This is a genomic window from Shewanella eurypsychrophilus (assembly GCF_007004545.3).
Lineage (GTDB): Bacteria > Pseudomonadota > Gammaproteobacteria > Enterobacterales > Shewanellaceae > Shewanella > Shewanella eurypsychrophilus.
Genome location: NZ_CP045503.2, coordinates 173,778 through 193,838, shown reverse-complemented (window position 1 = coordinate 193,838; position 20,061 = coordinate 173,778). Strand labels below are relative to the sequence as shown.

Below are 20,061 nucleotides of genomic sequence, written 5' to 3'. Positions count from 1 at the left end.
CCAAGTAACGAGACACATTTGCAAATCACTCAGCAACTTAAACTAGATGTCGCCAAGCAGCTATTAATCTTAGAAGATAGTACCGAGATCGAGCTTAGCTATGCTGAAGCCGCTGTTCTAAAACTTCTTGTAACCAGCCATAACACGTTAGTCAGTAAAGAGCAGCTAATACAAGTTGGCTGGCCTGAACGAGTGGTTGCTCAATCGTCATTGCAACAATGCATCAGTTTATTAAGGCGTAAACTCGCCCACGAATCAGACATAGAACTTAAAACGGTGCCGCGTCATGGCTACGTTCTGCATCTACCTAGTATTGCCACAAGCAGAAACCATAAGAAGCCAATAATGCTTGCTATCGCTGCGTGTGTTTTTATTGCTCACATTATTGGTATTGCCTGGTGGTCACCTTGGGTTGAAGCGATCTCAGATACTGTCGCCCCTTATCAGCAACAACAGCAAAGCATTTCTCTTGATAATCTACATGGTCATATTGAAGTATTCACATCAAATACTGAGACCCGTCAACCGACACAGCAGCAACTGACTCAACGTTTTAATCAGCAAGTTATCGATGAGAAACAATGGCAGCCTCCATTCAAGACATTTCATAGCTTTGCTTCCATATCTTCTACTGCTGATAGTTTTGCTATCTGCCCCAATTATGCCAATGGTCAGTGCCCTGGTAAGCAACTCATCAATATTACTGGGGCACCTAACAATGGTGCCGAACTGGCGCTATCAGACTTCCTCAGCACTAAGATTCGCATGGAACAGAAAACCTATAATAAGCTGCTACTGCCTGATCTGGTGGAGTATAGCGGCGAGTTACAGGAGGATGTTTATCATGGCGATCTTTACTTTGGCGCTAAAGATAGTCTGTTAGTTCGAAGTGACTTTCGCATATCTCTGGTTAATTTAGGCGATGACAAAGGCTTAATCTATTTTGCTGCCTGTATCACCGATGAGAACTGTCACACTAGCCCGATGAAATATACCATTCGAGGTGAATACACTCAGAGCACGCATCACTGGCAGAACACCGAAATTCAACAATTTGATGTCGTCATTACTAAAACAGAATTAGCCTCACCTCATTCGCTATCAGAGACGGCAAAGAAGCTCTACCTAAAGCTTAGAAAACAACACCTAACTCAATCAGAGTTACGCTTTTATCGCCTATACCAAGATGATGGCACTGCCGTTTGGCTCGTACCTATGGGAGAGCACAAAATGGTTTGGATGCAGAAGCTGACACTTTTTCTGTAAAAAACCTCATGCTCATGCGATATACTCTATTGATTGGTACAGACGCCAACCATTTTCTCCCTATTAGGAATATCGATGCTAAGTTATCGCCACGGCTACCATGCCGGAAATTATGCTGATGTGTTAAAACACTCTGTTTTACTGCAGGTGCTGAAACTCATGCATAAAAAGCCAACCCCTTTTGTCTACATCGATAGCCATGCAGGTGCTGGCGGTTATGCGCTTAGCGATGAGTTTGCTCAAAAAACGGGTGAATATTTAGAGGGTGTCGCTAAGCTATGGGGCAAAGAGGATCTCCCAGAGCCATTAGCTGAATATATTGCTGATGTCACTCACTTCAATCAAGGTAAAGCAGAACTCTCTTTCTATCCAGGATCTCCCGCTTTTGTGGATATGAACCGCTATGAAAAAGAGCGTATGGTCTTACATGAGCTTCATGGGTCTGACTATGCCCAGCTTGAAGAGCAGTTTACTGGCGACCGCTGTATTCGCATCGTTAAAGATGATGGTTTAAAGGGGTTAATTGCGGCAGTTCCTCCTCGCGAACGACGCGGAGTTATCTTAGTCGACCCAAGTTATGAGATGAAAACCGATTATCAAGATGTGCCTAACGCTATCATCAAGGCTCATAAGAAGTTTTCTACTGGCGTCTATATGCTGTGGTACCCAGTGGTTAAACGTGCTCAAACCGAAGCTATGTTGAAAATCCTTGCCCAAAGTGGCATTAAGAACCAGCTACGTATTGAACAAGCCGTCAGAGCTGACAGTGATGAGTTTGGTATGACGGCCGCAGGGTTATGGATCATCAATCCACCTTGGCAGCTCGATACTAAAGCCGATGAGATCTTAGAATACCTATCACCGCTCCTGAATCAAGGTGGTGGTAAGGTCACGATAAAATTGGAAGTGGCTGAGTAAGCCTTCTGCTATCACAAGTTAACACTGAGAAAGCCGCTTGAACGCGGCTTTTTTTATTGCTTAGGCTATGGCTTAAGTTATCTCACTAGCCGACTTCCACCAGCTAACTTGAGTATCCTTATGCAGCTCTTTGACAGTCTCTGGCACCAACTTTGTGTCAAACAAGCCTAAGGCCATGGCGACCCAGATAGCGTACTCACCACTGCAATAGCCCCACTCTATGTTAGCGCCACAGCCAGCACAAAATTTTCGCTGCACGTTATCTGATGATTGGTATACAGCCAGTTTGTCTTCGCCTGATAGATAGTTAACTTGGCTACGCTTAAATCTCGCATAGGTCGCAAAGGCAGCCCCATGTTGCTTCTGGCACATATTGCAGTGGCAATTTGAGACAGCGACTGGCTCAGATTCAATTTGAAATATTATCTTTCCACATAAACAACTTCCCTGATGCATCACACTTCCTTTTCAATCTCAATTTTTGATAAATCATCAAAATTGTCACTCACTTAAAATGGCTCACAAGGCGTACCTTGATGAAAAATCATCTGCCACTCGTCTAGATCTTCATTGAATTTCCACAACGAGCTTCTTAAAGAGTAGCGGGTGTTAAATTCATCCTGCTTCTTCATCGTTGCACGGTATAACAGCTGTGAGAGATCCTTAGATAACATTCTGAGCTCAAAACTGGTTGCACAAAAATTTGGACATTTTTCTTTTGGCAGACGCTCTAATACGTCTTTTTTACCAAAACTGGCCCCAAAGGCGCCAAATTCGTGAAAATCATCATGGATAAGAATATTCAGTTCCTCGGGGGAAGCTCGAACATCAGACTTAAGCAGGTAGAGTTCTAATTCGACGAGTTTTTGCTTTAAACTAGTTAACATGCAACTCCTCCCTTCTCAGCACTTCTATAGTGAATACAATCAATAATGTTGAGGCTTATTGTTAAACATGGACTCTATTTCAATAAAGATCCACTCCATTACAGGTCCATAAGCTTTATCTCGACGATTAACCACCCCAATTTCGACTAACAAGGGATTAGGAATGTACTCAGTCGACAGCTCAACGACATCATCACTGTACCAACCTGAATTAGCGACATGCTCAGGAACGAGGGCCCAACCGACTCCGCGGATCACTAAAGCCGTCATATAGAAATAGCTATCGATATACCAATGATTAGCCGATAAGGCTTTCTCCTGAGTGTCACCGACTCGATCTCTAATCACTAACTGACGATATTGATTCAGGTCGGCTATTTTGGGAGAAGGACAATTGGCAAGCGGGTGAGTCGAGGAGACGATAAGAGACTGTTTAAACTGCGCAACAGACATAAATTCTAGTGAAGTAGGCAGCTTTCCTACATGAAATAGGATCCCCATATCGGCTTTTCCCTCATCGACCCAGGAACTAATATCATCTCGTGAACCGTTAATAATCGTAAGCTTTAGCAGCGGATACTCGAGAGCAACCCGTTCAAATAGAGATTCAAATGCATTAACAGGCACCGCCTCATCCATAGCAACGGTAAGCGCTATCTCTTGGCCTGTACTCAGTGTCATCGCCCTTGCCTGTAATCGCTGACACTGCTCAAGCACAGCCTGTGCTTCAATGTACATATCCTCACCCAGTGTCGTCAGCACGGGTAGCTTGCCACTGCGATCAAACAGTTCAAAGCCAAGATCGACCTCTAGATTTGCTATGGCAGTGCTAATTCTTGATTGTGCCTTGCCCAGTTTTCTCGCAGCAGCAGAGAAAGAGCCATGTTTGACTGACAACACAAAGGCTTCTAGTTGATACAGTGTCCAGTTCATCTTATCTACCTTAGTCGTGCGCTAATATAGGCCTACTTTAGCAGAAACCTATACGATTTTCGGATACTAACTAACTTAATCAATCCATAATTAACGGGTAGACTCGGCCCACCTAGAAAAACCAACCTATGACTATGCAAGCAGAAGACCTTAAATTAGCCTCATCACCATCAGGAACCACGCTAAATCGTACGTTCTGGCGATATGCGATCCCATCAGTAGCCGCCATGCTGGTCAACGGTCTATATCAAATTGTTGATGGTATTTTTATTGGTCAATATGTTGGTCATGAAGGCTTGGCTGGTATCAATATGGCGTGGCCAATCATCTATATTTTTGCCGGTATTGGCCTAATGATTGGTATGGGCTCGGGAAGCTTACTCTCAATAAATCGAGGTAAAGATAAGTTAACAAAAACCATCAATAATCCAGATTCTGACAGCACAAATAGTGACTCGATTAGTCGCACTATCGCTACAGCCCTATTGCTCATCTTAGGCTTCGGCCTCATGGGCTCCTGGTTTCTATCCAATTACGGTACAGAGCTACTGCTTATTCAGGGCGGTGTAAACAACTCACTGTATCAAGCGGATCAATATATCACTCCATTTATCTGGACCGTTAGCTTCACGATATTAGCCGCTGCGATCCCCATCCTTATCCGTAATGATGAGAGCCCTAATATTGCAACAGGCTTGATGGTCATGGGAGCTTGCCTAAATATTTTACTCGATTACATCTTTATCGTGCGCTTAGATATGGCGCTACAGGGGGCAGCCATTGCGACTGTAGCCGCACAGATGAGTGTCGCTTTCTGTGGAGTGATCTATTTTCTTTCTGCAGTAACTAAATTTAAATTTAGCAAATTAACCATAAATCCTAAGAGTTTCAGATTTGACTCTCGACTCGCAAAACAGATCTTGCTATTGGGTGCTTCAAGCTTTGTTATGTACCTATATACTAGCTTTGTATTTGCGCTACATAATCGTCTTTTTATGGAGTATGGCGACTCAATCAACGTAGGGGCATTTGCCATTGTTGGCTACCTGATGGTGCTGTACTACTTTGTCGCTGAAGGGCTTGGTGAGGGTATGCAGCCGCCTGTTAGCTACTTTTTTGGTGCAAATCAGCCAGAAAATATTAAGAAGATGGTCATATTGGCAACCAAGGTCACGATTACTGCGGGGGTCGCTTGGGTCGCTATCCTGAATCTATTTCCCCATAGCATCATAGAGCTGTTCAATAGTGACGATCCGCTGCTATTACAGGAAACCGTTACAGGCATTCAACTGCACCTATTTGCCATGTTTCTTGACGGCTTTATTGTATTGGCCATCATGTATTTTATGGCGGTAAACCAAGGGGGTAGGTCTCTAGGGATATCGATAGGTAACATGATGATCCAGTTACCATTCCTATATTTTTTGCCGAAAATCATAGGACTCAACGGCGTCTGGCTTGCTATGCCAATATCGAACGTAGTGATGTTCCTTATCGTTGCACCTATGGTTTGGCATCATATAAACACCAATAGACAAGATGAAATAAGCGAGTGCTTAGGAACGAGGAACTAGGCTTTACGGTAACGCTTTAGCAGGATTTTGACTCGTTTTATGTAAGCCTGAGTCTCTGGGTAGGGTGGTATGCCGTTATAGTTTGTCACCGTTGTGGGTCCGGCATTGTAAGCTGCACAAGCCAAGTCTATATTGCCATCGAAGCGCTTTAGCATCTTAGCAAGATACTTAGTCCCACCATCGATATTTTGATCCGGGCGAAAAGCATTGCTCACACCCATTTCTTTGGCAGTATCGGGCATTAATTGCATTAGCCCCATCGCTCCGGTGCGTGACAAGGCAAACACATTAAAAGCAGATTCGGCATGTATTATCGCACGGATCAGGGCAGGGTCTATTTTATGCTTTTTAGCCGCACGTCCTATCAACTCATCATAATCATGTGAGAATAACGGCATCTTGTTCCAATCGAGTTCGGAATCAGGCCGACATGCGTAACAATCATAAAACAGTACCTGATATTCATTCATACCTGGAGCATGATCGGAGAAAGCCACGACACCATTCGCCTGCTTATATTGATATACCTTGAGTTGCTCACTGGCTGTGGTGCTAGTGTTACTTTGCTTTTGAAAGCTGTCGTTGTCTAAAACAGCGGTATCAGCACCTTGTTCTGTGGCGAGCTCACTAAGCCCATTTTTCGAATAACTGGCCTTGTAATGTGGCTTATCTTTAGCAGAAACTTGAGAGTGAACCATTAGAAAGCAGATACTAAACACTAGCCAAAATCCATAGCTGTTTCGTGCTGCCTCCCATCTAATGTTCATCTATAATCCCGTGTATTCATCAAGCTTAAGTATCTCAATCATAGCAAACAGCTGCTGCATCTCTCTATTTATCTGACTAAACTCATACTCAAATGTTGCACCATTAAAGATAGAGCCAAGCTCAAATCGGCTTTCACGGCTAGCCAGCATAATCAGTAGTTTGTCTTCATAAAATGCACACTGTATCTTACCTGTAAAGCAACTTGCCAACTCCTGAAGCCGCTCCATAAAGCTGACAGTAAGTAGATACCTTGCCTCAATTTGATCGGAGGAGAATACATCGAACTGTTTCTCAAATCTTGGGTCTTCAAGTTTTACTCTCGAAAGTCGCTTAAATGAGTCCGACAAAAAGTTAATTAGACCACCTCGGCTGCGCACGACCACAGTATGGCCGCTAAACTTTTTGTGACTACTCAGTTGCACCATCACGCCCTTAAACCTTGTCACATTTTCTGTTCGCTTATCGCGCTTAACCTCTTTTGTTAGTTCAAGCTCATTAATCACGATCTCCACCCCTTTATGAGTTCCCTGTACATAATCTTCAAATCGAGCATCATCATAATAAGGGAGTAGCTTAGAACGCTTAAGCCCAGATAAGCTCATGCTATGAGAAGAGCTAAAGATAAAATCACTACCAAAATAGCTAAATATTTTAGGAAAAACTTTTGCTTTAACATCGCTTTGATAACGTTTAACAGGACGAGATGACCACAAAAATAGCGGGAGTGCAGGAATTAGGTAGAGAAACCAAGGAATACCCAATCGCTCACGAGTATCAAAGAGATAGGTAACAAAGGTAATAATTGAAAAAATAATAAGGCTGAAATAGATACGCTGCCTGAGCGTTTTAAGTGAAGATACGCGTCGATTTTCAAACTTTCTGGTCAATGGTTCTATATGCTGATCATAATGCGCTTGCAGTGATGTAATATCACCGTCGGGGGCAACAAGCTGCTGAGATTGTCGCTTAGCCTTAATAGGCGCCCCGAGAATAAAACTAACTATATTCATCTTATATCAAGCTATTTGGTTCATAAAAGGCCATTAGGCAGTCGTACTAATAATTTACAGGCTCAATTTACTTCAAAAAATCGGCAGCATCGACAGGTGCTTTCGACGCTTCATCGGCTTCATAGAAAGGCATCACCTTAATACTTGCCATAGCAGCAATAATTGACCCTGGAAAAATCTCAACGGCATTATTGAGCTCAGAGACTGAAGCATTATAAAAACGTCGCGCAGCTGAGATATGCGCTTCAACCTCATTGTAGGTCTGCATCGCCTGCAACATAGTATTATCAGATTTAAGCTCAGGGTAAGCCTCTACATTTACCATCAGCTGACCCATTTTACTGTTTAACTGCTCGGCGACAACAAGGTGCTCCCTGATAGCCTCGGCATCATTAGTGTCATAAGCTTTACCAGTTTGAGCACGTAGATCTGTGATATCTGTTAATAATGCCTTTTCATGCTCCATAAACTTTTGGGCAATTTTTAAAATATTCGGCACTAAATTTGAACGTTTCTTTATCTGAACATCGATACCGGATAGCGCTTCTCGGCCAGTATTACGCTTTTTCACCAGACTCACGTACCAAAGATAAGCGATGATCAGTACCAATCCTAAAGCTAACAACAACCCTTCCATCTTGCGTCCTTATAGTTCTATTTTATCGACTATTTACTCAGCTTTTCGTTTAAGCTTTAACCCCCTACCTTTACCTATTTTTTCTCATATTTCCATACATTTATATTAATACCTACGAGAGTATCTCAGGGTATTAATTGCACTTATTTAAGATAGCTTAACGTTTAAATCACTTTTTAGTGGATTAAACATAGGCAAACGTAGAGGTCATCCTTCGATCGCATAAGAGAAGATAAAACAATGAGTAAATATTAATAAATAAATGAACAAAATAAGAAAGTTATTATTTTTCAATGAAAAAGCCAGATATTTAAACTAGGTAAAAAACAAACAACTGCCAATAAAACTTGGCGGTATTAGCGGTTTTCAGCCTGAGTTTACTCTGGTAAACCTTGATTTAAGTCAATTTTGATACACAGAGGTCGTAATCTGTGACTTTTTCAACATAAAGCCGCTTAAACCATATAAAAACTAGCTTTACTTATCTGGTTCAGCCGCTATACAGCTAGATCGCTTTATAGTGGTGTTACAGGAATTTGACTCATCACTTATCTGTTTTACCTATAGTTCCACATCCCTTTAGCCTCTTAGAATAGAGGCTTTTTTTTGCCTGAAATTCTAGTCACCATATAACATATAAAGTTTTTGATTCAGTTCCTGTACAGCCACACCTTGCTAAATTAGTTGTCAAGCAAGCAGTGAGAGTTCCCCCATTATCTTTCACCCTTGCTTGTTACTTCTCTATTTTTAATTGTTAGTGCAAGCGCAAATCAATCATCCCTTTTGGACTCACTTTTGAGTCCATTTTTTTATCCAAAATGCGCTTAGGGTAAGGTTAATTCTATGGTATCCACTAAATCAGCTTTGATATCTTGCTCAGTAAATACCACAGGACGCCACTCTCCTTTTGAAAACAAACGAGTCTGATCAACAAAATGGTCCGACTCAGGATCGTGAGACTGACCGTAGGTTAAAAACGCGTCTGCTCGAGGGCCATTATCTGTAAACTCCAACGCCATCAACCAACTGGCACCATGAAATACCGGATAGCCATAATCTTTGACTTTAGCACTGCTTCCCGTATTGATATTAAACACGCCATCAATAGTTCCACCACCAGGAATGGATAACATCTCTTCATTTTTCATATGGTATTGAATCGAACCTAAAGGAGCGGCTAAAGGAATATTCACGCTCGCAAGGTGTTGCACTGTGCTCGCTAATGCCTGTAAAACCGGGTCACTATTGGTTGAACCACTATGCTGCGCTAAATTTGCTGGTGTAGATACTGGCTTGCTAACATTGAATGCCGTTGCAAATAAGCTGTCACTTAAGGCTTGCTCTCCTCCAACATTAAATACTTTCAAAAACTCCCTAAACACATGAGCACCTTGGCTGGTATTTTTGTACAAACCATCCCAATTGGCTAGCGTGGTACACGCTGCGGAAATATCAACAGATTCTTGGCTCTCAAGAATGATATTGCTCACACCGCTACAACGCTCAACAAGCTGATCTTTGAGCAACTCTGAAAGCTGAGCTCGCTGGCTCATCACTACGTTTTTTAGTTCATCAAGATTAAACTTTCCATTCTCCCCTGATATCCCTTGTGCCGACTTCTCCTGCAACATGGTGGCATTCATTCGAGTTCGAGGGCTACGGATCGTCTGCTCGGGACCATAAACAATCGAGTACCCCTCAAGCGGTTCTTCTACATGATTAAGCCAATGGCTACTATTGGCATTAAAAACATAGTCACTTCGTAACACTTTAGGGGCTTTTTCAAAGGGTACAACACCAGGAATTGGTGTCGTACCTGTATCAACCCACTCAAATAACGACATGCTGCCATCAAGTACTAACTGACCCTTACCGCCTTGCCATAAGGCCTTACCTACAGGGTTATTATTAACAAAGTCTTTTACAAAAACTGCCGCAAATGCATTTAAGTTAGGTGCTCTGGATCCATCAATAAAGAAAGCATTGCCTTTATCATCTGTCGCCATAGTATTTACCCACGGAATGCCTTGATATGTCTCAAATGCAGCTTCGAACTCTTCGATGGTCTTGGCGCGATCCATGGCTAACCACTGACTCACCATGTTACCGTTATTCGCATTAGCATCTCGATAACTCACGGCAGATCCATCTGGGTACCAACCGATCATTGGACCGTAATGCGACGAGTAAAGTGTCTTAGTGATCTCCGAGTTTGTGCCGTCATCATTTTTTACATCAATCGTGTATTCTTGGCTCAACATCTCCCTATATTCACCGTCATAGAGATAGCGCGTGTTATTTTCAGGATCTAAGGTTAATTGATAGGTAGTAAACCGCTTAGATTGAGAAACAGTATGCGTCCAGGCAATATTTTCATTGAAACCTATAAGTACACCGGGCACGCCTACGAATGAGACTCCGGTAACATTGATCTCTCCAGGGATCTGCAGATGGTTTTCAACAAAACGTAAGCTACCCGCCCAGGGGAAATGTGGATTTGAAAGCAGCATACCACTGCCAGACTCAGTCTTATCCCTGCCGAGGGCCCAGCCATTGCTGCCTAAACCTTCATTCTTACTGGCCACCTCACTAAACATCGTTAGTAGACTTTTATTTGATGGTGTCGGTGATGCTGTGGCTATTTGATTCGATAAGGCTCCACCACTGGCAAATAACGCCAGCTTTAAATGATAAGCATGCAGATCGGTAATACTCAACTCAGGGATCCAATCGGCTCCTCGACATGGTGATGGGTAATTTTGCGAGCCTGCTTTATCCAACACGGCTTGATTAAAGCCCTCAGCATAACCTGCCAACAAATCGGTTTGCTCCTCAGTCATACTGTCGATTGCAGCTTCGGCATCATTATAGATATTCAGTGCTAAGGTACCGAAATCTGTTAAAACGTTCGCATTGGAATTACCAGCACCAAATGTCATCGCTTTTTGCGCCCTGACCTCGATGATCTGTTCAGCCAAGGTACACATATTTTCCTGTGCATGCGCATAAGCTTGGCCATAGCCCAATGATCTGTAATCAGAAGCGGTGATATGTGGCACACCAAAAGAGGTATATTCAATTTTCACTGTACTGGGAAGCACCTCAGGTTCAGTTGAGTCATCATCACTTCCACCACAGCCAGATAAAGACAGCGTCATTGCTAGCGCTATTGGCGTAAGATATGTCTTATATTTATTATTTTCCATTAGGTCTTATTCCTTTTGAGTCGCATCCTTAATCAACTATGCACCCTGGGTTTTATTTAAAATAAGTTTATGATTTGCTAATCATTTGTTACTTTATTCACTTTAGGCAAACAACTCGACCGTCCCGACCCGTTCGGACTTTTTTATTCTTACTAATAATCAAGTATTTAAACGATTGTTTAATCTAACAGCCAATTTATATAAATGATCCAACCTGCATGATGAACAGGCTGGCTAAAAGTAAGGATTGATATAGGCCATGCAGTTGATGACCATTTTGTTACTAATCTCAGTGGGACTCACCTTCTTTATGATGGGGTATGTGGCAACAACGCCTTATCAGAATCGTAAGGCAAGACTCTGTTTTACGATGATGCTGATTGGCCTTGTCAGCCTAATGCTCGAGCTGGCCATTTTCGAAGAAGGGGCAAGTTACCTATATATCATTTCAATCTCTGGCCCGCTTTCTGTTTCAGTACCTATTTTTTTCTATCTTTACTTCAAGGCCAGCATGCGCTTAAACGATGAGTTTCAGTGGCAAAACATCATGCATTTAATTTTCCCCTTGCTCTACATTTTGGCAATGATGCCCTATAACCTTCTCGACGAAGCTAGCAAGCAATGGTTCTTTTCTCGTATCTACACTCATGAACCCATTCCATGGCAACTGTCTTTTATGCCTATCCGCTTTACTAGGCTGTTGTTAATGAGTGGCTTAGGATCCATTTACCTTTATTTGAGTTGGCGAGAGCTGCACATTGAAATCAACAATAAGAAAAGCGATGTACTGCGAGAGATGGGTCGTCTTAAAGGGGGATTTATAGCGATTAGTATCAGCTTTGCCATTGTTTTTTCTTTCTTTATCTTTAGGCTGCCACACCAATTTACCTGGATGATATCCACCATTGTATTAGTGGTTACGGCCATGAGCTCAATGATTTTTTATTACCTTCCAGTGCTTGGAAAAAAGCTCACCAGTCATAAACTTTTTTATGACTTAGTGCCAGAAATCACAGCAGATACAGCAGATAATATTGCTGTGTCCGAACAGCTCTTTCATAAACAGTACCGCTCCTCTGTCACCTCTACCCAAGCTAAACAGGTAATAACAAATCTGACCCAACTCATGGAGGATGGTATCTATAAAGATTCAAAATTGTCTCTTAGCAAACTGGCATCACAACTACAAACCAGCACACATCACCTATCTCAAATCATCAATCAACAGACCCAAGGCAATTACTTCGATCTAATCAACGAATATCGTATCAAGCATGCTAAACAGTTGTTAATCGACGGCAAGATGAGCGTCATCGATATTGCCTATGAGGTGGGGTACAACAGTAAGTCTTCTTTTTATACCGAATTCAAACGTCGAACAGAAACGACACCGCATAAATTCAAAAAATCCCAAACACATTAATTACGCCTTTCCTTCAAATGTGCCTGCTAGATAAGAACCAGCCATTTTGTAACGGAACTGTTATACACATTCCTTTATAAATTTAAGTTTCAGTTAAACCTTTTGATACATGATGACCGGTTCACTCGGAAGTTCCGAGTTTGTTATACCAATCGGTATAACGAAAAAGTCAGCGATAAAGTGACAATCATAAGGTCCACAGAGACCGAAATTGAAGGAAGCAGGGTATGGGTTCAAATAAAGACGAGAGTGTAAATATACCTCTCAATTCAACGGAGAAATCAACAGAGCAAAGCGGAGCGTTTGTCCGCTTTCTTAATATTGTCGAACGGTTAGGTAATTTACTCCCACATCCTATCACTCTTTTTGCCATGTTCTGTATGGCCGTTATTGTTATCAGTGGCATCGCAGGCTACTTTGAGCTTTCGATAGCCGATCCTAGACCTATTGGTTCATCTGGGCGCAGTGAAGATGGGTTGATCCATGTTGTAAGTTTAATGAATGGTGAAGGACTGAGAATGATTGTCTCAAACCTGGTCACCAACTTTACTGGGTTTACGCCATTAGGTACCGTGCTCGTTGCCCTTTTAGGGGTGGGAATTGCCGAACGCTCTGGCATGCTCTCAGCCGCAATGCGCTTGCTAGTAATGGGCGCCTCTAAACGCTTAGTCACATTAACTATCGTCTTCGCAGGGATTATTTCTAATACTGCATCCGAACTGGGCTACGTTGTCTTAATTCCTATGGCCGCGATGATCTTTCACTCGCTGGGACGTCACCCACTGGCTGGACTTGCCGCCGCCTTCGCAGGTGTTTCTGGGGGTTATAGTGCCAACCTATTATTAGGCACTGTCGATCCTTTGCTCTCAGGTATCACAGAAGCGGCAGCTCAGATGATCGATCCTGAATATACTGTTGGTCCTGAGGTGAACTGGTACTTCATGTTTGTCTCAACCTTTCTGATCACCACATTAGGTGCGCTGGTAACTGAAAAAATTGTTGAGCCAAAACTTGGCAAGTACGATGCCGATGAAGCTAGCACCGACCTATCTAACCAAAAAATGGACAGCGTTAGTGCCGAAGAGAAACGTGGGCTTAAAGCTGCGGGAATTTCGGTTCTAATCCTATCGGCACTGATAGCATTAACCGTGGTCCCTGAAAACGGCCCGCTTAGGAACCCGGAAACAGGCTTAGTGGCTGGCTCACCTTTCCTCGAGGGAATTGTTGCCTTTATCTTTGTCTGCTTTGCTATTCCAGGCTTAGTCTACGGTAAGGTCGTCGGCACAATGAAACGAGACAAAGATGTTATCGATGCTATGTCTCACAGCATGAGCTCTATGGGCATGTATATTGTGCTGGTGTTCTTCGCCTCTCAGTTTGTAGCCTTCTTTAAATGGACTAACTTAGGTGCGGTGCTGGCAGTATCTGGTGCCGATGCATTGAGCGCCATCGGGTTAACTGGCCCCTTGGTATTTGTGCTGTTCATCATGATGTGTGGTTTTATCAACCTAATGTTAGGTAGCGCCTCAGCCCAGTGGGCCGTTACGGCGCCTATCTTCGTGCCTATGTTGATGCTCGTGGGTTATGCTCCAGAAACGATACAGGCAGCCTATCGAATTGGTGATTCAGTGACTAACTTAATCACCCCTATGATGAGTTATTTCGGATTAATCTTAGCGGTCGCCTCCCAATATAAGAAGAATTTAGGCATAGGCACTCTCATTGCAACCATGTTGCCATATTCAATTGTGTTCTTTATTGGTTGGACAATCTTCTTTTTCATCTGGGTATTTGCACTTGGGCTACCAGTTGGTCCTGGTGCAGAGACCTATTACACACCATAAATAATGTTTGATAATAAGCTCATGGATGAGCTTATTATCAAACGGAGAAATTTTTATAAGCTCTCACACTTGAGTCTAACCCCGCCTTAAAATCAACTCATCCCACACGTTAAACCTTATGGAAAACATGGTTAAAAGTAAGCAATCTCGAAATCTTTAACTAGAATATAGGGACAAATGAAATCGACATCGCTAAATGCAACCAAGGAGAGGTCAATGCCGAAGGGAATCAAACACCTCTGTCTCTATCGACTCAACACCCTGAATAATTCCATCTCTAGGTTTATTCACCCACTGCTACTCATCTCACTCATGCTGAGCCTGCCTGCTTGGGGAGATGAAAACTATACGGTTGGATTAGCGGTATGGTCAGGATATGAAGATAGCGTTAAGGGCTTTAAAGCAGGTATGCATCAGGCTGGACTTAAAGAAGGCCACAATGTCACTTATTTGCAAGGCGAATCAGTTGCAGATAAAAAAATACAAACCGCTGTCGCTAAGCGTTTCTTAGAAGAGAAAGTCGACTTGGTGTACTCGTTAACAACCCCAGGTACTTCGATCATGAAGAATACCTTACCCAAAGATCTTCCTATCATATTCTCCATTGTTACTTACCCTGCTGATTCAGGCCTAATAGAATCGTTCGACTACTCAGGCAATAACTTAGTCGGCACCAGTAATTATGTGCCCTTGTCTAACTATATTACCTTACTAAATCTGGTGCTACCTGACACAAAAACAGCAGCTATTATCCACCGAAAAGGCGAGCCCAATTCAAATATACAAGCAGCGAACCTCATCCGGCTGCTCAAACGTCAAAAAATAAAAGTATTAAACTTAGAGCCATCCAATATTGAGGAGCTGGTCGAACTAGCCAGCGCCAACGCTGAAAAAGTCGATCTGTTTATTACCACAACAGATACCTTACTCCAAGGAGGCGGAGAGCAAGCACTCATTGAAGTATCAATTGCCAGTCAAACTCCTATTTTAAGCTCAAATAAACAAGGCATCGAAGCTGGTTCAACGTTTGGCCCTGTAGCCGACTTTTATATTCTAGGTGAAATGGCAGGACAAAAAGCCGCTCAGGTTTTATTGCAGAATATGGCTCCAACTCAAATAAAATCAGAGGTGCAAAACCCACCACTATTCCTTGCTAACCCAAGGAGCATCGCAGCGGTTGGCTTAACACTACCCCTAGATGCCAGACAGCGACTCACGCTTACTGAAGACTAGCCCTGGTGAAGTGAAGGAAAATGCTCAATGACACTAGTCAGTAAGCTTCTTGTTTCAAGTTCGATGGTAATAATCTTAGTCTTCGGATCACTAGGTTACTATCTTCAACATCAGTTGCTGAACTTAGTTTCTCATATACACTCCAGCCAACTTGAAGGAAATGTTCAGCTCGCGATAGACAAAATTGCCACAAACCACCAGCAATCAATCAGCATATTACATGTCGCATCAAAAAATCGTCAGATCCGCAAAGCACTCGATCTATTCGAGAATCGTGGTGTCAGCCAAGTCCTTAATGATCTACCCAGTATCTACCCATTTATAAACTACGCGATAATCACTGAGCCTGATGGAACCATATTTTCTGTCAGTACCCGAGATCCCAATAACAACCGCATCAATGGAGAGTTACTGCTACTCAATAATATCTCTGACAACCCGCTCTATACCCCACTCAATGAAGGTCAAACTAGCAGTTCTAGTCAACCACAAGCCGACCCATATTTAAAAATAATCGGCGTCCCCCTTCATTTAAGCCAATGGTTGATGACCCGTATTCTTAAGCGAGGAGAACTGATTGGCTATGTGATACTCAGTGTCGATTGGCAATCATTAAATAGCTCAATACTTAAAAATGTCGTGGATGAGCTTAACGCATCCGGCAGCGCCATCACATCAGCTACCGTATATGAAACAGGTGACGCAGCTCTTATTGAATACAAGTTCAATAATTCAAAGGGAACACAAATAACTAGCAATGAGCTTATCAAAAGTCGTCAATTCACCATCGGGGGAATGAAAGGTAGGTTAGATATACTTTATGACCAAGAGCAAGCATTCAAGCCATTGGAAAAAATTTCTAATGTTATCCTCGCCTCTATTGCTATCGGCCTTATTTCTTTATCTCTACTGCTTTACTTGCTATCAAAATATGGTCTAGCTCAGCGATTAAAAATATTACAGTTTGGCTCGGAAACATTAGGCAAAGGCAAACTAAGCTATCGTCTTCCTGATCTAGGAAGTGATGAGATAGGCCAACTGGGCCGCACCATGAATAGCATGGCTAATAGCTTACAAACCACGACGACGAGTAAAGATAAACTCGATATCGAAATCATTGAGAGAAAGAGGGTTGAGGCTGAAATAAAAGCGACTCTCAGCCTACTATCATCGACGCTAGAGTCGACCGATAACGGTATCTTAGTCACTGACATCAAGGGAGAGATCCTAAGAAGTAACCAAGAGTTTTTTACTCTATGGCAGATACCTGAAATAGCTCTAAATAAAGCCAAGTTACAACATCATTTAGTCAGCCGTATCTTAGATGATGAGAGGCTAATCATTGAAACTCAATCAGATGAGTTTTCCCTCGAAATTACCACAGATGTGATATCGACTTTAGACGGGAAAACCATTGAAAGAACCTCTAACCCTATGCTGCTTGAGGGTGAGTTGTGTGGACGGGTATGGAGCTATAGAGACATAACATCACATATAGAGTCAGAGAAAATTCTGATAAAAGCCAAGGAAGTTGCAGAGGATGCCGCTAAAACTAAGAATGAGTTTTTAGCTAGCATGAGCCATGAGATCCGCACACCAATGAACGGCGTGCTTGGCATGTTAGATCTGTTATTAAAAACTCATCTGGACGAAGATCAATGTCAAAAAGCTAGTATTGCCAAATCCAGCGCACAATCGTTACTGACACTCATCAATGACATCTTAGATTACTCAAAAGTAGAGGCTGGGAAACTAGAACTGGAATCTATTGATTTCAATCTAGAACAACTATTGTGTGAATTGACCCAAGGAATGGCCCAATTTGCTCAAGAGAAACAACTTGAACTCATCATAGATTTATCTGAACTTCATCATCTCAATGTAAAAGGTGATCCTGGACGGATCCGTCAAATTCTTACCAACTTAGTCGCTAATGCGATAAAATTTACCCATGAAGGAGAGATTGTACTTATCGCAAAAATATCTTATCAGAAAGACAACAGGCTAGTTTTTCGCTGTGATGTCAGAGATACAGGTATTGGCATTCCAGAAGATAAGCTCTCCATACTTTTTGATTCATTTCAGCAGATAGACGCCTCTACGACTCGGCAATATGGCGGCACAGGTTTAGGCCTGACCATAGTGAAGCAACTCTGCCATTTAATGGGCGGAGACATCCACGTCTCAAGTCAGCCCAATCAAGGCAGTTGTTTCTCTATGGAGATCCTACTTGATGAAAGTTCACAGCCTAAGCCTGTCACTGCGAATATTGATCTCTCGGAGCAGAGCTTACTCATCGTTGATGACAGCCAAACCAATCGACGAGTACTTAGGCAACAGTTAGAGTTGTGGGGTGCGAAAGTGACTGAAGCTAATAGTGGCAGAGCAGCATTAAAGCTGTGTAAAAAAATGTTCAAGTCCACTAACGAGCCCTTCTTTGATATTGCATTTATTGATATGAATATGCCTAATATGGATGGTGCTCAATTAGGCAAGTTAATAAAGACAGCGCCCAAATTTATGCCAATACGGCTCATTATGATGACTTCGGTCGCGGATCATGGCGACACAGATCGTTTATCTAATATAGGTTTCGATGCCTACCTATCTAAACCCGTTACCCCCTCCAATCTATATCACTCTCTCGCGATGATTTCCGATAATAGTGATGCATTAGCAAAAGCCAACTCATTGAACACCCCTAAGTGCTTAACAGGCCTAGGGAGTAGTAGAGTACTCCTGGTTGAAGACAACAGGGTTAACCAACTGGTCGCAACAGGGATTTTAGATGAGCTCGGACTTAGAGCAGATATTGCTAATAATGGTATTGAGGCCATCAAAAAACTCAATCAATCACAGGAAAGCAGCGATCAATACTCAGTTATTTTAATGGATTGCCAGATGCCTGAAATGGATGGCTATGAGGCCACGAAAGCCATTCGTGCCGGCACTGCTGGAGACAAGTGTAAAGACATCATCATTATTGCTATGACAGCCAATGCCATGCTTGGCGATAGAGAAAAATGTTTAGATTCAGGCATGAATGATTATCTTGCCAAGCCAATAGATAGCGAGCGCATCCATGCAAAGTTAGAGCAATACCTAAGCGCGTAAATTATAGATTTCAAAATCAATGACTCAGCGTAAAGCGTCCCTCACTGAGAAAACTTACAACCTCTTTGATCACAGCATCATTTTTCATCATATGCGAGTGTATCGTTGGCAATGCAACAAAATCACTCATTCCCTTCACTTTAGTAGCAGCTACAGAGACCTTTCCGTCATCATGGTTAGGAAGCATACTCGACATGATCGGATTAATGGATTGAGTTCCTGCGATTATACCCAATTCAAAATTCACAGGTCCTAATTGCTTTGGAACACTATTGATATCAGTACCTAGCTGCGTACCAGCTTTTCCTGTGATCAATTCATAACCAGGTAATAAGCCTAGTTTATCTACTATCTCACTACCTTGATTTGGCGGGCCTAACATCACGACTCGATTAACAGCACTTGCGCTATGATGACTATAGAACTGCCTTACAAGAATTCCACCAAGTGAGTGAGTTACGAAATTAACTTGAGTCGCTTTCGCTTTGTTGCATTGTGCTAACCCATCCCTCACAGCGATATTGGCCAGAGATTCAATTGACATTTTTCGGGACGGGTAACTGATATTTGCAATGTGATAACCTTGCAGTTCCAGTACCCCGGCAAGCTTTTCCATTGAAGCAGCACTTCGGCCTAACCCGTGCAACAGTACAACGCATTCATCCGCAAATACATTAGTCGAAACAACACAGGTTAAGAATACCAAGAGTGTCGGTACCATTTTCATCAGGTGATTCTCCCCTTGTAACTATCTAGCCCCTGACAACCACAGTGTTAGCCAACTTATCGTGCCAGCCTTGCTTCTTTTCATCTAACCCAATCCAGATTAGGCCAATAAAGCAAGGAAGCATAGCAAGAATATAACCAAAGTATCGTCCAAGAGCTTGAGCAAGAGTCAGCTTGTTCCCTGTTTCTGCATCAACCACGCGTAACTTAGTGAACATTTTCCCTGGGGTTCCGAGGTATCTTAACCAGAAGAAAATAGTGACAACAAAGGGGAGAATATAGCCTAAAAATAGATCCCAGAAACCATATATGATTTGATCTCCTTCCCAATAGTCACCGCCATAGATCAGACTCAAAGGGATGAAAACAGCAGGTACCATAATAAGAAGGTCAATAACTGCCGCGACCAATCGAATTCTAAAACCTGCGTATCTCTGGCTATCCATAAAATAATTATCTCCCTGATTAATCAAAATCCATTTAAATCCATCAATGATAAGATATATCACCCACTGGAGTAAA

Annotated in this window: 16 protein-coding genes; 7 read left to right on the top strand and 9 right to left on the bottom strand. The window is 42.5% G+C overall.

The genetic code is table 11. The annotated features are described in order from the left end of the window. Positions 1–18 precede the first annotated feature (18 nt). Together FM038_RS00880 and FM038_RS00875 are read left to right on the top strand one after the other, a co-directional pair. A complete protein-coding gene (locus tag FM038_RS00880; protein WP_142873102.1) occupies positions 19–1,266 on the top strand; it encodes a winged helix-turn-helix domain-containing protein in 1,248 nt (415 codons plus the stop codon). Positions 1,267–1,341: 75 nt separating this feature from the next. Beyond that, positions 1,342–2,184 (top strand): 23S rRNA (adenine(2030)-N(6))-methyltransferase RlmJ, encoded by an 843-nt coding sequence (locus FM038_RS00875; protein WP_142873103.1) that lies wholly within the window; start codon positions 1,342–1,344, stop codon positions 2,182–2,184. Positions 2,185–2,256: 72 nt separating this feature from the next. On the opposite strand, the gene FM038_RS00870 is transcribed toward FM038_RS00875, so the two are convergent. Genes FM038_RS00870 through FM038_RS00860 form a run of 3 tightly spaced genes read right to left on the bottom strand, consistent with a single transcriptional unit; the run spans position 2,257 to position 4,004 of the window. Further along, entirely contained in the window at positions 2,257–2,640 is a 384-nt protein-coding gene (locus FM038_RS00870; protein ID WP_142873104.1) for a GFA family protein, read from the bottom strand. A gap of 53 nt (positions 2,641–2,693) precedes the next feature. Further along, positions 2,694–3,071 carry a nuclear transport factor 2 family protein gene (locus FM038_RS00865; protein WP_142873105.1) on the bottom strand — a complete coding sequence of 126 codons (378 nt, stop codon included), beginning with the start codon at positions 3,069–3,071 and terminating at the stop codon, positions 2,694–2,696. A 39-nt stretch (positions 3,072–3,110) separates the two neighbouring features. Next, positions 3,111–4,004 (bottom strand): LysR family transcriptional regulator, encoded by an 894-nt coding sequence (locus FM038_RS00860; RefSeq protein WP_142873106.1) that lies wholly within the window; start codon positions 4,002–4,004, stop codon positions 3,111–3,113. 128 nt (positions 4,005–4,132) lie between these two features. Between FM038_RS00860 and FM038_RS00855 the strand changes: the two genes are divergently transcribed. Beyond that, positions 4,133–5,578 (top strand): MATE family efflux transporter, encoded by a 1,446-nt coding sequence (locus FM038_RS00855; RefSeq protein ID WP_223292974.1) that lies wholly within the window; start codon positions 4,133–4,135, stop codon positions 5,576–5,578. On the opposite strand, the gene FM038_RS00850 is transcribed toward FM038_RS00855, so the two are convergent. The 4 genes from FM038_RS00850 to FM038_RS00835 form a co-directional block, all read right to left on the bottom strand. Beyond that, complete coding sequence (locus FM038_RS00850; protein ID WP_142873556.1) at positions 5,575–6,276, bottom strand: lytic transglycosylase domain-containing protein; 702 nt, start codon at positions 6,274–6,276, stop codon at positions 5,575–5,577. The two genes, FM038_RS00855 and FM038_RS00850, sit on opposite strands and share 4 nt — an antisense overlap. Before the next feature lie 69 nt (positions 6,277–6,345). Then, positions 6,346–7,356 carry a DUF3137 domain-containing protein gene (locus FM038_RS00845; protein WP_142873107.1) on the bottom strand — a complete coding sequence of 337 codons (1,011 nt, stop codon included), beginning with the start codon at positions 7,354–7,356 and terminating at the stop codon, positions 6,346–6,348. A 67-nt stretch (positions 7,357–7,423) separates the two neighbouring features. Further along, a complete protein-coding gene (locus tag FM038_RS00840; protein ID WP_142873108.1) occupies positions 7,424–7,993 on the bottom strand; it encodes a LemA family protein in 570 nt (189 codons plus the stop codon). Between the two features lie 824 nt (positions 7,994–8,817). Further along, positions 8,818–11,199: an acylase gene (locus FM038_RS00835; RefSeq protein WP_142873109.1), complete on the bottom strand. Its 2,382-nt coding sequence runs from the start codon at positions 11,197–11,199 to the stop codon at positions 8,818–8,820. Between the two features lie 259 nt (positions 11,200–11,458). Between FM038_RS00835 and FM038_RS00830 the strand changes: the two genes are divergently transcribed. The 4 genes from FM038_RS00830 to FM038_RS00815 all read left to right on the top strand — a co-directional run bounded on the left by FM038_RS00830 (position 11,459) and on the right by FM038_RS00815 (position 18,813). Further along, a complete protein-coding gene (locus FM038_RS00830) occupies positions 11,459–12,622 on the top strand; it encodes a helix-turn-helix domain-containing protein (protein ID WP_142873110.1) in 1,164 nt (387 codons plus the stop codon). A gap of 227 nt (positions 12,623–12,849) precedes the next feature. Beyond that, positions 12,850–14,466, top strand: a complete 1,617-nt coding sequence (locus tag FM038_RS00825; RefSeq protein ID WP_142873111.1) for an AbgT family transporter — start codon at positions 12,850–12,852, stop codon at positions 14,464–14,466. Positions 14,467–14,682: 216 nt separating this feature from the next. Further along, positions 14,683–15,699, top strand: coding sequence for an ABC transporter substrate-binding protein (locus FM038_RS00820; RefSeq protein WP_185965798.1), 1,017 nt, complete (start codon positions 14,683–14,685; stop codon positions 15,697–15,699). A 27-nt stretch (positions 15,700–15,726) separates the two neighbouring features. Beyond that, positions 15,727–18,813: a response regulator gene (locus FM038_RS00815; RefSeq protein ID WP_142873113.1), complete on the top strand. Its 3,087-nt coding sequence runs from the start codon at positions 15,727–15,729 to the stop codon at positions 18,811–18,813. Between the two features lie 16 nt (positions 18,814–18,829). Here the strand turns inward: FM038_RS00815 and FM038_RS00810 are convergent, their stop codons facing one another. Together FM038_RS00810 and FM038_RS00805 are read right to left on the bottom strand one after the other, a co-directional pair. Next, a complete protein-coding gene (locus FM038_RS00810) occupies positions 18,830–19,540 on the bottom strand; it encodes a lipase family alpha/beta hydrolase (protein ID WP_142873114.1) in 711 nt (236 codons plus the stop codon). A gap of 25 nt (positions 19,541–19,565) precedes the next feature. Continuing rightward, entirely contained in the window at positions 19,566–19,985 is a 420-nt protein-coding gene (locus FM038_RS00805) for an RDD family protein (RefSeq protein ID WP_142873115.1), read from the bottom strand. Positions 19,986–20,061 lie beyond the last annotated feature (76 nt).

Bases quoted from the DNA above. Each gene is read 5' to 3' on its own strand.
- FM038_RS00875 (WP_142873103.1), top strand. From the start codon at position 1,342: ATGCTAAGTTATCGCCACGGCTACCATGCCGGAAATTATGCTGATGTG.
- FM038_RS00830 (WP_142873110.1), top strand. From the start codon at position 11,459: ATGCAGTTGATGACCATTTTGTTACTAATCTCAGTGGGACTCACCTTC.
- FM038_RS00850 (WP_142873556.1), bottom strand. From the start codon at position 6,276: ATGGTTCACTCTCAAGTTTCTGCTAAAGATAAGCCACATTACAAGGCC.
- FM038_RS00840 (WP_142873108.1), bottom strand. From the start codon at position 7,993: ATGGAAGGGTTGTTGTTAGCTTTAGGATTGGTACTGATCATCGCTTAT.
- FM038_RS00845 (WP_142873107.1), bottom strand. From the start codon at position 7,356: ATGAATATAGTTAGTTTTATTCTCGGGGCGCCTATTAAGGCTAAGCGA.
- FM038_RS00870 (WP_142873104.1), bottom strand. From the start codon at position 2,640: ATGCATCAGGGAAGTTGTTTATGTGGAAAGATAATATTTCAAATTGAA.
- FM038_RS00855 (WP_223292974.1), top strand. From the start codon at position 4,133: ATGACTATGCAAGCAGAAGACCTTAAATTAGCCTCATCACCATCAGGA.
- FM038_RS00825 (WP_142873111.1), top strand. From the start codon at position 12,850: ATGGGTTCAAATAAAGACGAGAGTGTAAATATACCTCTCAATTCAACG.
- FM038_RS00860 (WP_142873106.1), bottom strand. From the start codon at position 4,004: ATGAACTGGACACTGTATCAACTAGAAGCCTTTGTGTTGTCAGTCAAA.
- FM038_RS00810 (WP_142873114.1), bottom strand. From the start codon at position 19,540: ATGAAAATGGTACCGACACTCTTGGTATTCTTAACCTGTGTTGTTTCG.
- FM038_RS00835 (WP_142873109.1), bottom strand. From the start codon at position 11,199: ATGGAAAATAATAAATATAAGACATATCTTACGCCAATAGCGCTAGCA.
- FM038_RS00815 (WP_142873113.1), top strand. From the start codon at position 15,727: ATGACACTAGTCAGTAAGCTTCTTGTTTCAAGTTCGATGGTAATAATC.
- FM038_RS00805 (WP_142873115.1), bottom strand. From the start codon at position 19,985: ATGGATAGCCAGAGATACGCAGGTTTTAGAATTCGATTGGTCGCGGCA.
- FM038_RS00865 (WP_142873105.1), bottom strand. From the start codon at position 3,071: ATGTTAACTAGTTTAAAGCAAAAACTCGTCGAATTAGAACTCTACCTG.
- FM038_RS00820 (WP_185965798.1), top strand. From the start codon at position 14,683: ATGCCGAAGGGAATCAAACACCTCTGTCTCTATCGACTCAACACCCTG.